Raw genomic sequence first — 11,275 nt, 5'->3', positions numbered from 1 at the left:
AGGTGCGGCCGATGCCGACGCAGCCCTCGGGCCGGTCGATGCTCACGATCTTGTCCCGGTGCGGGAACGGGGTCATCGGCTGCCAGCCGGGCGTGCCGGCCAGCGCGCGGGCCAGTTCGATGTTGCTCGGCCCGCTCTGCATCATGCCGTGCAGCAGCACCAGTCCGGGCCCGGAGCCGAGGGTGCGGTAGGCGATGGCGGTGCCGTCGGCCGAGGTCACGTGCTTGACGGCGGTCTTCACGTTGCGCATGGTCGTTCCCCATCCGTGGTGTGGACGTGCCAGAAGTCCACGCTGGGAGGCCCGGATATGCTTGCGAGTGCCATCTCGTGGCCGGGATCCGCCCCGCGCGGGTTTCGCTTCGAGGTTTTCCGAGGGCTCCGGCGGCGGTGTTCCCGCACCTCCGCCGGGGCCTTCATGCGTGTTCGGGTCAGTCCGTGACGCGCCCCCCTTCGGCCAGCTCGGCGACGTCCGCGGGGAGGCGGCCCGTCCCGTGGAAGGCGCGCCACTCCTCCAGCCGGGGGAACGTGCCGCCGGCCAGCTCGTCCAGCAGCGCCCGGGTCCACGCGGCCTCGGCCTCACGCATCGCCAGGCCGTACTCCGACTCCAGGACGAACAGCCGCGGAAGCCCGCCGGTGTCACGCTCCAGCGCCTCCCGCTGGGCGGCGATCAGGTCTTGCAGGGCGTCGAGCCGCCGGCGCAGCAGCGCGGTCACCTCCTCGGGAGGCAGCCCGGCCATGACCGACAGCCCCGCCTCGAACCTGCGCGGCGCCTCCTCGGGGTCGGACAGCAGCTCGCGGGTCCAGTCGGCCAGCTCGGCGCGCCCCTCCTCGGTGATCTCGTAGACGGTGCGCTCGGGCCGGCCGCCCTGCCGGTCACTGCCGGCCTCCCTCAGCAGGCCGTGCCGGGCCAGGTTGTGGACGACGGTGTAGAGGGACCCCCACTTGATCGCCATGTCCTGGTCCTTGCCGCGGGACCGCAGGACGGAGGCCATCTCGTAGGCGTGCATCGGGCGCTGGGCCACGACGGAGAGCACGGCGAGCGCCAGCAGGCTGCCCACCTTCCGCCGCTTCACCATCTCGGGGCCTCCACACTCGCTCGTTCACGAATACTCGTTTACGAGTATACGTCGGCGAGCATCGTCTGCACAGCCCTGTACGGCTCGCAATCCAGCCGATTCCCGGTGCTCCTGCCCTCCTGCTCACCGGCGAGATGGTGACCATCACGTCTGCGCCGATTGCCCACGTCGTGCGGGCCCCGGTCCGGTGAGCACATGGCGTCGAGTGTCTCCTCGCGGCGCCGGCCACCCGTCCGCGCCGATCCGGGCTTCGTCAGATGTCCAGGCGGGCGGCGATGCCGTCGAGGAGGCAGTCGAGGCCGAGGTCGAACTGCCATCGCGCGTCGTCCTTGCGGGTGGCGGTGCGCAGGTAGTGCTGGAAGGTGGGATAGCGGCCGGTCCGCATGTGCCAGGTCATGAGCGGGGCGAGTTCGCCGCGCAGTTCGTCGCCGCTGGACAGGCTCTGCTCGCTCATGAGGGCGCTGACGGCGCTCTCGTAGCTCATGGCGCCGTGCACGTAGGCGTCCACGCCGCGAAAGACGCTCATCATGGTGTCGGCGTCCAGACCGAGGCCGTCGAGCGCCGCCAGGGCCTTCTCGGCCACGGCCATCCGGCGGGGCGTGAGGGCGAGCTTGGCCTGTGGCGGCAGCTGGGCCAGCCATCGGTGGTCGAGCATCAGCTCGCGCGTGCTCATGGCGAGCGCGCGCAGGCTCTCCCGCCAGCCGAGGCCGTCGGGCAGGCGCAGGTCGGCGTAGACATGGTCGACCATGAGTTCCAGCAGGTCGTCCTTGCCGGACACGTAACGGTAGGGCGCCATGGGGGCGACGCTCAGCTCGGCGGCCAGGCGGCGCATGGTGATCGCCTCCAGACCTTCGGCGTCGGCGATCGCGACGGCGGCCGTGGCGATGCGCTGCGGCGACAGGAGCTGACGGGGAGCCGGTGCCGGCCGCTCCAGCCGCTCCCACAGCGATGTGCTCTTGTCGGTGCTCATGCCACCGGCCCTCTCTCCTCCACGTTTCGATACAACGTATCAGCAGTAGACAACGTACACACGGCTGTGTACGTTGTATCACCTAATGTACGATGTACACATAAGGGATGGACATGCTCAAGGTCACCGTCATTCTCGGCAGCGTCCGCGAGGGGCGCTTCGGCCCCGCCGTGGCGAACTGGATCATGAACCACCTGCACCAGCGCGACGACATGAGCGCCGACCTGATCGACCTGGCGCAGACCCCGCTGCCGACGGTTCTGCCTGTGCTCGGGCAGCCGCCCTCCTCCCAGGAGGACAGGGACCTGCTGGCGGCCGTCTCGCCGCGGCTGGCGGCGGCCGACGCCTTCGTCATCGTGACGCCCGAGTACAACCACAGTTTCCCGGCCGCGCTGAAGAACGCCATCGACTGGCACGGCACCGAATGGCAGGCCAAGCCCGTCGCCTTCGTCTCCTACGGCGCCTTCTCCGCCGGGCTGCGCGCGGTCGAGCAGCTGCGGCTGGTGCTGGTCGAACTGCACGCCGTCACCCTCCGCGACAGCGTCGGCCTGCAGCATCCGTGGGCGCAGTTCGACGGCGACGGCAAGGCCCTCGACCCGGCCGCCGACGCCGCCGCCAAGGTCATGCTGGACCGGCTCGCCTGGTGGGCGTACGGGCTGCGCGAGGCCAGGGCCGCCCGCCCCTACGCCGTCTGAGGCGCCATGACCCGCCTTGGAGTCCCCGGACCGCGGACCGGCACCACCGACCGCACCGACGCCGGCGCATCCACCCCCGCCCATCGACTCGGACGACGGAGCCTTCGCCGCGTCCCATGACAAGGAGTCTCGACATGCGGTTCTTCCGTTACCGCCGCGATCGGCCTGGCTCGGCGGCGCTGCGCGGCACGTTGCCGGAAGAGCGCCGGTCCTCCATGGACCGGAACGCGCCGGGCGTTGATCGCGTCGGCCTCGACGCCGAGCGGGTGATCCGGTGAGACTGACGCATTTCGGGCACGCCTGTGTACGTGTCCAGAACGGCGATCGGGCGCTGGTGATCGACCCGGGCACCTTCTCCGACGCGAAGACGGCGTTGGCCGGAGCCACGGCCGTGCTCGTCTCCCACGAGCACCCCGACCACGTCGACGTCAAGGCACTCGAGGCAGCCCGGGCCGGCAACCCCGCGCTGACCGTCCACACCCATGCGGCGCTGGCCGCCGAGCTCGGCGAGGGAGCGGCCGCGGTCGGCGCGGATGAGACCTTCACCGCCGCCGGCTTCGCCGTGAAGGCCGTGGGCGGCGTGCACGCCGAGGTCATCGACGGACTGCCCGGCTGCCCGAACCTCGGGTTCATCGTGGACGGCCTCTACCACCCGGGAGACTCCCTGTTCGTCCCCGCCGACGAGGTCGACACCCTGCTGGTCCCGGCGGCCGGCCCCTGGGTGAAGATCGGCGAGGCCATCACCTTCGTCCGAGGCGTCCGGCCGGCCCGCGCATTCCCGATCCACGACATCCAGCTCAGCGAGGTCGGTCTGGAGTACTTCGACGCGTGGCTCGAGGAGGAGACCGACTACGCCCGCATCCCCGTGGGCGATTCGGTCGATCTCTAGATCGATGCGGTGACCACCGGCGCCTGACGCGATCTACGGCGCGGTACGCAGCATGCGCGGGACCAGCTGCGCCGCCCGCTGCTCGGGGATGCCGCCGGCGAGGGCGACGCGGGCGAGCGCGGCGCGGAACCATCCGGCGCCGGGCCCGCCGTTCCGGCCGAAGATCGGCTCTGTGGCCGCCCGTTCGCCGCAGAGCGCCCGCAGCAGCCGGCAGGTCAGCGGCGGGAGCACGAAGGCGGCGGCGTCATCGTGTCCGGGATGGAGGACGATGACGACGTGCTGACCCCCGTGGCCGTCCGCGACGACGCGGAGGTCCTGCCGGGTCACACCGGCCACCGCCTCGGCCGGAGCGCCGGTCGCGTCCAGCAGGGCGACCGCGGCCGCCTCCGCCGTGTGGCCCTCGGCCGCCAGCTTGGCGACGCCCAGGCGCAGCGACCGGCGTTCGTCGCGGGTGAGCGTGACCGTCCCGCTCGTGGTGGGGGCAGGGGCCGCCCTGGTGTGGTCGTCGTGACCGGCCCGGATGGAGCCGGCCTCCCAGGCGAAGTGGTAGAGCGAGGTCAGGGCCGCGTGTCTCCTGCTCACCGTCGCCCTGGCCAGGGACCTGCCCGGACTCTGAGGCAGACGACCGGCCAGGGCCGCGTCACAGTACTGGCGGACGTGCACCCCGGTGGCGTCGAGCAGGGCGAGGCCCGGATGGCCGGCGCGCAGCCAGCGCAGGAACGAGGCGAGCGTCCGCAGGCGGAACCGCCGGGCGCCGTGTGAGGGGGCTTCGTGCAGCCAGGCGGCCACCGTGCGCCGGCTGATCAGACCCAGCCCGTCGACCAGGTCGATGTCGGCCCCGTCCACGTCACCGCCGTCACCGGGGCGGCGACGCGGACGCAGACCGCCGATCTGCCCGACACTCGCCACCCGTACCGCGGAACCGGCCGTCCGGGGCTTGGGGAGACCGAGGGGATCCGAGTCAGAGGCGCCAGTCATGCTGTGGATCTTCTCATGGGGGCGCGTTCGCCCGCTCGACCGGATGGCTTCTACGCTGCTCCGATGAACGTCGAGTTCAGCGGCGACATGTGGCTCTGGAGAGGGCCGGCCCCGTGGCACTTCATCACCGTCCCGGACGAGCGTCACGCGCTGCGCATGGCCGGCGCCGCGGTGAGCTACGGCTGGGCCTGATCCCGGTCGCGGCCCAGATCAACGGAACCCGGTGGAAGACCTCACTGTCCCCCAAGGACGGCAGTCATGTGGTGCCGGTGAAGGCGGGGGTTCGCCACGCTGAAGGCTCGACATGGGGGACGTGCTGACCGTCGATGTCCGAACCGATGCCGGGTTCGGCCTTTCGCCCTTCCAGGACGCCTGCGGACGCCCCATCTGATCACCAAACAAAGCCTCAAAAATCCACCCAAGACGGCTACACATGGGCCGAGCCGGGGAATTGCGGGATCAGAAGGACGTGACGCTTCCATGCTGAAGCACCATGACCAGCAGGGCGGCCACCAGCGTGGCGATGAGCACCCAGCTGATCAGGATGATGACCGTGGAGCGACGCGGCCTCCGACTGAGGGGCCCCTGGCCGGCGGCCTTCGCCTCGTTGCGGCGGACTCGCTCGTTGAACGACTCCAGCCGCGCCACGAGACGGGGATCGTCATCGACGAGGTGCCGCTCGATCTGTGCCAGCAATCGCTCCTCGTCCTGCGACCAGGCCATGGATGCACCTCCGGAACGCAAGCTCTGTGCGGGTGTTCTGCCCAACCCTGAAGATCATTAGCCCCCGCCCTGTCAGGTAATTGCCGCCTCTTTTCCGTTTGCGATCACGCTCGAACTTCTGTTCTAATCAGTGGCATGCGCTGGGACAACCTCCGCCTGACAGCCGCGAATGCGGATGATCCGGTCGTGCCGCTGTTCGCCCGTGGAGCGGTCACGCGCACCTTCGACACCCCCGAGTTCCGGGGCATGACGTTCTACGAGATCCACGCCCGCTCGATCATCAACCGGGTGCCGGCCGCCAGCCGCGTCCCGTTCGAGTACACGATCAACCCCTATCGGGGGTGCGGTCACCGCTGCGTCTACTGCTTCGCCCGCAACACCCACCGCTACCTCGACCTCGACACCGGGGCGGACTTCGACTCCAAGATCGTCGTGAAGGTCAACTCCGCCGACCTGGCCCGCAGGGAGCTGGCCGCCCCGGGCTGGCGGGGGCAGCACGTCGCCATGGGCACCAACGTCGACTGCTACCAGCGCGCCGAGGGCCGCTACCGGCTCATGCCAGGCATCCTGGGCGCGCTGCGCGACGCGGCCAACCCGTTCTCCATTCTCACCAAGGGCACGCTGATCCTGCGCGACCTCGACCTGCTCACCGAGGCGGCCGAGGTCACCGAGGTCGGCGTCAGCGTGTCGGTCGGCTTCATCGACGCCGACGTCTGGCGCTCGGTCGAGCCCGGCACCCCCGACCCGCGGCGGCGCCTTGAGGTGTGCGCCACCCTCAACGAACGCGGCATCGGCTGCGGCGTGCTGATGGCGCCGATCCTGCCCTATCTCACCGACTCCCCGGCCCAGCTCGAGCGCACGGTCAGGGAGATCGCGGAGGCGGGCGCGACGCACATCGCGCCGATCGTGCTCCACCTGCGGCCGGGAGCGCGCGAGTGGTGGCTGGCGTGGCTCTCCCGCGAGCATCCGCGTCTCGTGCCGCGCTACCTGGAGCTGTACGGCAGGGGCGCCTACGCGCCGCGGGAGTACCAGCGGCGGATCACCGAGCAGGTCAGGGGCCTGGCCGAGCGCCACAAGGTGGGCGCCGCCACCTCGCGGCAGAGGCGCCGCATCGGCCCGCCCTCTCCCGCGGCACCGCCCGCCCCCGCCGACCCAGCGCCGGAGCAGCTCAGCCTGCTCTGACGGGCTTGAGGCCGCTGGGACGGATACCGTTCCGACTCACTGGTGATGCTATGTCGGGTTTCGGGGCTGAATGGGTATTAAGCGGCTTAGTGTGCCGTTCGGGCACCATAGCCACACGGGGGAAACCATGGCAGACACCAAGAAGAAACCGGCCACCAAGTCCGGCAAGTCCAAGAAGGAAGCGATCAAGACCAGCAGGCAGGTCAAGGACGCCAAGAAGGACACCCGCAAGCCGGACGAGGCCTAGCCGGTGACCTGAGGGGCAGCCGCGGCCACGTCCCGGCTGCCTCACCCCCCACCGGGACGTCACGCCATCCCGGGACCGCATCCGGCGACGTCGATGCAGCCTTCGCACCGAGGCGCCCTTCCCCCGGCGCACCTTCGCCCCCAGCACAACCTTCGCCCCGGCGCTCCCCGTATCCGGGTTCACCGGGAAGCCGCCGGCCACCTGGTTCAGAGGGACGGCCGGCGACCTGGCTCGGGGGGCGGCCGACCACCTGATGCAGGGCGGCCGGCCGACCACCTGCCAAGGGACGTCGAACCACCTGGTGCGGCGGCCGTCGGCAACCCTGCGCCGGGCGGGGCCGTCGGCCACAACTCTCAGGCCGGACGACCACGCCACACGGAACCCACACACTGGGCCTTCAGACGGGACCTTCAGCGCGCCAGGGTCTCGGCTCGATCACCGATGCAACCTTAAGAGTATTTGCGGCGTCTAATGATCATAGGTGGGGATAGTGCCACGGGGATGAATGGTGCACTCCGCCGAAGCGAGACAATTAGCCGGTGGTGAGAGCGGCTCGCCACCGGCCACGTGTGTTGTGACACTCTCAAGTCAAGGGGGACCCCGCAGGTGCGCGCACTGGCACGCAAGGGCAAGTCGGCGATGGTCAGACTGTACAAGGGCTACAACCGGCGCAAGGTGCGCAAAGCACCGCCCCCTTCCATTCATCAGGTGCGGATCCTGCTGCTCCACGCCAACGGCATGGGCGGCACGATCAGGACCGTGTTCAACCTGGCCAGCTACCTGGCGCGCGAGCACGACGTGGAGATCGTCAGCATCCTGAAGGAAGCCGAGGAGCCGTTCTTCCCGATCGACCCGCGGGTCAAGTTCCGCTTCCTGGACGATCGGCTGGACCCGAGCGCGGACCCGATGCGGGCGATGCTGTCGAAGATGCCGAGCCGGTTGATCCCCAAGGAGGAGACCGCCTACCACCGGTTCAACCTGTGGACCGACCTCAAGCTCGCCCGCTACATCCGCTCCCTCGACACCGGCGTCCTCATGGCCACCCGGCCCGGGCTGAACCTGGCGATGGCCCAGCTCGCGCTGCCCAGCGTCATCACCGTCGGCCAGGAGCACGTGGCCCTGCGCACCCAGGTCGAGCCGATGCAGGAGCTCATCAAGTGGCGTTACCGCCGCTTCGACGCGCTCACCACGCTGACCAAGGCCGACCTGCGCGACTACCGCAACACGCTGCCGAAGAAGCCCAGGCGCCTGGTGCGGATCCCCAACGCCGTGCCCCCCATGGGAGGCGGCACGGCGGACCTGAACTCCAAGGTGGTCGTGGCCGTCGGCCGCATGACCCGGCTCAAGGGCTTCCACCGGCTGATCACCGCGTGGGAGACGGTCGCACAGTCGCACCCGGACTGGCAGCTGCGCATCTACGGGGCGGGACCGCAGGAGGACAACCTGCGCGCCCAGATCACCGAGGCCGGCCTCGAGGGCAAGGTCGTGCTGCCCGGCCCGACCTCGGACGTGGGCGCCGACCTGGAGAAGGCCTCGATCTTCGTGCTGAGCTCGCGGCACGAGGGCTTCCCGATGACGATCCTGGAGGCCATGGCCAAGGGATTGGCGATCGTCAGCTTCAACAGTCCGCACGGGCCCAAGGAGATGATCACCGACGAGGTGGACGGGCTGCTCGTCAAGCCCCGTACCAACGCCAACCTCGCCGCGGCGATCATCCGGGTGATCGAGGACGAGGACCTGCGCCGCCGGCTGGCGGCCGGGGCTCTGGAGACGGCCCGCACGTACGACGTCGACGCCGTCGGCGCGCAGTGGGACGCCCTGCTGGAGGAGCTGCTGGCCCGCCGCAACGGCACGTACGTCAAGCCGGAGCCCCCGGCTCCCACCACCACCGACCCCCAGGACGCCTCCGGGCCCCGGGAGGTCTCCGAGGCCCGAGCCGGCGACGCCCGTGACGACGCCGACGACGCCCAGGACGAGAACGAGGCCGGGGACGACGACTTCCGGGACTCCGAGGACGCCCGGGACGAGGACGAGTCCGGCGACGACGAGCGCGACGAGAGCGCCGGTCCGGAGGAGGGCGTCCGTCGGCTCGACCGTCCCGGTGACGTGCCGGGCCGGGGTGCTTTCGAGCCGCGCCGCCAGACCGTGAACGAGGCCACCGCCCCGTCCGCGTAGCGCGACCGGCCCGTACGACGCGACCGTTCATGACGCGACCGTTCACGACGCGCCGGACCGCGCCCCGGCCGGCGCGGCCAGGTCGGGCGCCCGACGACAAGAGTGGCGCCCGCTCGTCAGCGACCGTTCGCGCCACGCCAGGCAACGCCCTTGGCGCGGCACACCGGCCGGCCACTGTTCGCGATGCGCCCGGCCACGACCACCCGCGCGGGAGGCGACTCCCGTGCGGGCCCGCACGACGCCAGGACGTGCCACCACGGGCGCGACGGCGCCTTGAGGCTTCCGCCCACGCCCACGTACGTCCGTCCCGCGGAGAGCGCGCGGCCGCCGGCCAGGCGTGACCGGCCGGTTGGGGCAGCGTCACACCCGGCCGGGCACTCGACCGGTTGCGCCGCCTCGTCGGGCCACGCCTCCCAGCGCTCGCGCGGCCCGGCTCGTCCGGTCACGAACAGCATGGACGAGCCCGGGCTGAGCAGCCCGCACAGCACGCCCGCGGCCTTCTCCCTGGCGCCTCCCTGGTGCGCGACGTCACCGAGCGGACGCCTCGAGATCCTCGACGAGCACCCGCCACCCGCCGGCTCTCCCGCCTTAAGTGTCGAAGTCGGCTATGCCGGGAATCTCTCTAGAGATCTGTGCCCAACACCCGTCACCCCCCATCGGAGGCGTGCTTGAGCACAAAGGACACGGTCGCCCTCATCGCGGGAGGCGTCCTCGTCATCTCCCTCTTCGGCACCGCGAAGGGCACCCAGGCCACCCACGGCACCGCCGCCAACACCGCCACCAGCCCACTGGCCAACCGCGGCGGCACCCGCCCCGGCCTCGCCCCCATCACCTCCGACGCCGACCGGGCCGCCGCCCGCAGGCTCATCTCCCGGCTGCGCGTCAAGGGCCGCGGCCCCGCCACGGGGTACACGCGCACCCGGTACGGCGACAACTGGGCCGACACCGCCCCGAGCGTCCCGTACGCGGGCAACGGCTGCCGCACCCGCGACGACCTGCTCGCCCGCGACGGCCAGGACGTCCGCTACCGCAAGGGGTCGCGGTGCGTGGTCGTCGCCATGCGGCTGGCCGACCCGTACACCGGCAAGGCCATCGCGTGGCGCAAGTCCGACGCCGACGAGGTACAGGTGGACCACGTCGTCCCGCTCGCCTACGCGTGGCGGATGGCCGCCGCCCGCTGGCCGATGTCCAAGCGGCTGGACTTCGCCAACGACCCGCTCAACCTCCTGCCCGTGGACGGCGCCGCGAACGAGCAGAAGGACGCCTCCGGCCCGGCGAGCTGGCTGCCGCCCCGCCGCCGCATCCGCTGCGCCTACGTGACCCGTTTCGCCCAGGTCGCCGTCAAGTACGACGTGCCGGTCACCCCGGCCGACAAGCGGACCATGCTCGCCCAGTGCCGCTGACCGATCGGCGTCATCTGGTGTCCTGCCCGTCGTCCGACCACTCGAAGCCGTGGCCGAACGTCGCCTCGGCCAACACCCGCTGGCCGGCGGCGTTCGGGTGGAAGAAGTCCCACTTGCTGATGTGGTCGAGCGTGAACCGGAAGCGGAACACCTCCCCCTCATCCGTGCGGCAGGAGTCGCCCAGAGCGGCGCACGCCTCGGCCGCCTCCTCGTTGTAGGCGATCACCCTGTCGCGCACCCGCGCGCGCCGCTGCATGTCGGCCCGCTTGACCGACGAGGGACGCGCCAGCATGGACTGGCAGATGTGCCCGGCCGTCCAGAACGTCCTGGCGATGGCGTGGCTCCTGCCGACCTGCCACAGCCGCCGCAGGTCCGGGACGCTGGCCATGAACACCCGCACGCCTGGCACCCCCTCGCGCAGCGCCGCCAGCGCCGCGTCCAGCCGCTGCCGGTACACCGCCACCGGCGTCATCTCGCGCTCGGTTCCCACGCACGCGTCCTGGGCGCCGATGAGGATCGTCACGTAGCCCGGCTTGAGCTCGATGGCCTGACGCACCTGGTTCATCAGGCCGGCGCTGGTGGAGCCGGGCACGGCGAGGTTGCGGTTGTGCCCCCGGATGTCGCCGTCGAGGCGCAGCAGCCGCAGGTAGTGGCTGGTGACCTCCGCGTTGTCGCCCGCGGACCACGACCGGGAGGTGCACGACACGTACCAGCCGCAGGCGTTGAATCCGCTGGAGATCGAGTCGCCGAGTGCCACCATCGACGTCGGCACGGGGACACCGGTGGCGGCCCGCGCGGCGCCGGAGCCGTGCAGGACGCCGGAGCCGGACAGGAGGACCACGGCGGCGAGGAGGCGAGGGAACATGGCCCCCAAGGTAGGGATCCGATCTTGGACCCACTATGACCGGCGGGGAAGGTGGGCCATTTCACAACCGAC

14 protein-coding genes and 1 pseudogene are annotated in these 11,275 nt (G+C 71.0%); 8 read left to right on the top strand and 7 right to left on the bottom strand.

From position 1 onward, the window contains the following. The 3 genes and pseudogenes from AB0H81_RS17945 to AB0H81_RS17935 form a co-directional block, all read right to left on the bottom strand. Nucleotides 1-250: pseudogene (locus AB0H81_RS17945) on the bottom strand (hypothetical protein); the annotation flags it as partial. A 178-nt stretch (nt 251-428) separates the two neighbouring features. Then, entirely contained in the window at nt 429-1,076 is a 648-nt protein-coding gene (locus tag AB0H81_RS17940; protein ID WP_358375607.1) for a PadR family transcriptional regulator, read from the bottom strand. A gap of 253 nt (nt 1,077-1,329) precedes the next feature. Beyond that, on the bottom strand, nt 1,330-2,046 hold the full coding sequence (locus tag AB0H81_RS17935; protein ID WP_358375605.1) for a TetR/AcrR family transcriptional regulator C-terminal domain-containing protein: 717 nt from the start codon (nt 2,044-2,046) through the stop codon (nt 1,330-1,332). 107 nt (nt 2,047-2,153) lie between these two features. On the opposite strand from AB0H81_RS17935, the gene AB0H81_RS17930 reads away from it, so the two are divergent. The 3 genes from AB0H81_RS17930 to AB0H81_RS17920 all read left to right on the top strand — a co-directional run bounded on the left by AB0H81_RS17930 (nt 2,154) and on the right by AB0H81_RS17920 (nt 3,630). Next, on the top strand, nt 2,154-2,741 hold the full coding sequence (locus tag AB0H81_RS17930; RefSeq protein ID WP_358375603.1) for an NAD(P)H-dependent oxidoreductase: 588 nt from the start codon (nt 2,154-2,156) through the stop codon (nt 2,739-2,741). A gap of 134 nt (nt 2,742-2,875) precedes the next feature. Continuing rightward, nucleotides 2,876-3,019 carry a hypothetical protein gene (locus AB0H81_RS17925; RefSeq protein WP_358375601.1) on the top strand — a complete coding sequence of 48 codons (144 nt, stop codon included), beginning with the start codon at nt 2,876-2,878 and terminating at the stop codon, nt 3,017-3,019. Then, nucleotides 3,016-3,630, top strand: a complete 615-nt coding sequence (locus tag AB0H81_RS17920; protein WP_358375599.1) for an MBL fold metallo-hydrolase — start codon at nt 3,016-3,018, stop codon at nt 3,628-3,630. The genes AB0H81_RS17925 and AB0H81_RS17920 overlap by 4 nt, the downstream gene beginning before the upstream one ends. Nucleotides 3,631-3,663: 33 nt before the next feature. Here the strand turns inward: AB0H81_RS17920 and AB0H81_RS17915 are convergent, their stop codons facing one another. Further along, nucleotides 3,664-4,608 carry a hypothetical protein gene (locus AB0H81_RS17915; RefSeq protein WP_358375597.1) on the bottom strand — a complete coding sequence of 315 codons (945 nt, stop codon included), beginning with the start codon at nt 4,606-4,608 and terminating at the stop codon, nt 3,664-3,666. 63 nt (nt 4,609-4,671) lie between these two features. On the opposite strand from AB0H81_RS17915, the gene AB0H81_RS17910 reads away from it, so the two are divergent. Further along, a complete protein-coding gene (locus AB0H81_RS17910) occupies nt 4,672-4,800 on the top strand; it encodes a hypothetical protein (RefSeq protein ID WP_358375612.1) in 129 nt (42 codons plus the stop codon). After that, a complete protein-coding gene (locus AB0H81_RS17905) occupies nt 4,791-4,928 on the top strand; it encodes a DUF1905 domain-containing protein (protein ID WP_358375610.1) in 138 nt (45 codons plus the stop codon). The genes AB0H81_RS17910 and AB0H81_RS17905 overlap by 10 nt, the downstream gene beginning before the upstream one ends. Nucleotides 4,929-5,067: 139 nt before the next feature. Here AB0H81_RS17905 and AB0H81_RS17900 read toward each other — a convergent pair whose 3' ends face one another. Further along, the gene (locus AB0H81_RS17900; protein WP_358375595.1) at nt 5,068-5,331 is read right to left on the bottom strand and encodes a DUF3040 domain-containing protein; all 264 of its coding nucleotides are present in this window, start codon (nt 5,329-5,331) and stop codon (nt 5,068-5,070) included. Between the two features lie 135 nt (nt 5,332-5,466). On the opposite strand from AB0H81_RS17900, the gene AB0H81_RS17895 reads away from it, so the two are divergent. Together AB0H81_RS17895 and AB0H81_RS17890 are read left to right on the top strand one after the other, a co-directional pair. Beyond that, nucleotides 5,467-6,513 carry an Rv2578c family radical SAM protein gene (locus AB0H81_RS17895; RefSeq protein ID WP_358375593.1) on the top strand — a complete coding sequence of 349 codons (1,047 nt, stop codon included), beginning with the start codon at nt 5,467-5,469 and terminating at the stop codon, nt 6,511-6,513. Between the two features lie 853 nt (nt 6,514-7,366). Next, complete coding sequence (locus tag AB0H81_RS17890; RefSeq protein WP_358375591.1) at nt 7,367-8,935, top strand: glycosyltransferase family 4 protein; 1,569 nt, start codon at nt 7,367-7,369, stop codon at nt 8,933-8,935. Between the two features lie 116 nt (nt 8,936-9,051). Here AB0H81_RS17890 and AB0H81_RS17885 read toward each other — a convergent pair whose 3' ends face one another. Continuing rightward, the gene (locus AB0H81_RS17885) at nt 9,052-9,423 is read right to left on the bottom strand and encodes a hypothetical protein (RefSeq protein WP_358375589.1); all 372 of its coding nucleotides are present in this window, start codon (nt 9,421-9,423) and stop codon (nt 9,052-9,054) included. Between the two features lie 180 nt (nt 9,424-9,603). On the opposite strand from AB0H81_RS17885, the gene AB0H81_RS17880 reads away from it, so the two are divergent. Then, nucleotides 9,604-10,338: an HNH endonuclease family protein gene (locus tag AB0H81_RS17880; protein WP_358375587.1), complete on the top strand. Its 735-nt coding sequence runs from the start codon at nt 9,604-9,606 to the stop codon at nt 10,336-10,338. A 10-nt stretch (nt 10,339-10,348) separates the two neighbouring features. Here the strand turns inward: AB0H81_RS17880 and AB0H81_RS17875 are convergent, their stop codons facing one another. Then, nucleotides 10,349-11,203, bottom strand: a complete 855-nt coding sequence (locus AB0H81_RS17875) for a GDSL-type esterase/lipase family protein (RefSeq protein WP_358375585.1) — start codon at nt 11,201-11,203, stop codon at nt 10,349-10,351. Between the last annotated feature and the right edge of the window lie 72 nt (nt 11,204-11,275).

The sequence above is a fragment of the Nonomuraea sp. NPDC050691 genome, assembly GCF_040654455.1.
In the GTDB taxonomy this organism is placed as follows: domain Bacteria; phylum Actinomycetota; class Actinomycetes; order Streptosporangiales; family Streptosporangiaceae; genus Nonomuraea.
The sequence above is the reverse complement of the archived record's forward strand: the minus strand, read 5'-3'. Positions and strand labels throughout refer to the sequence as shown.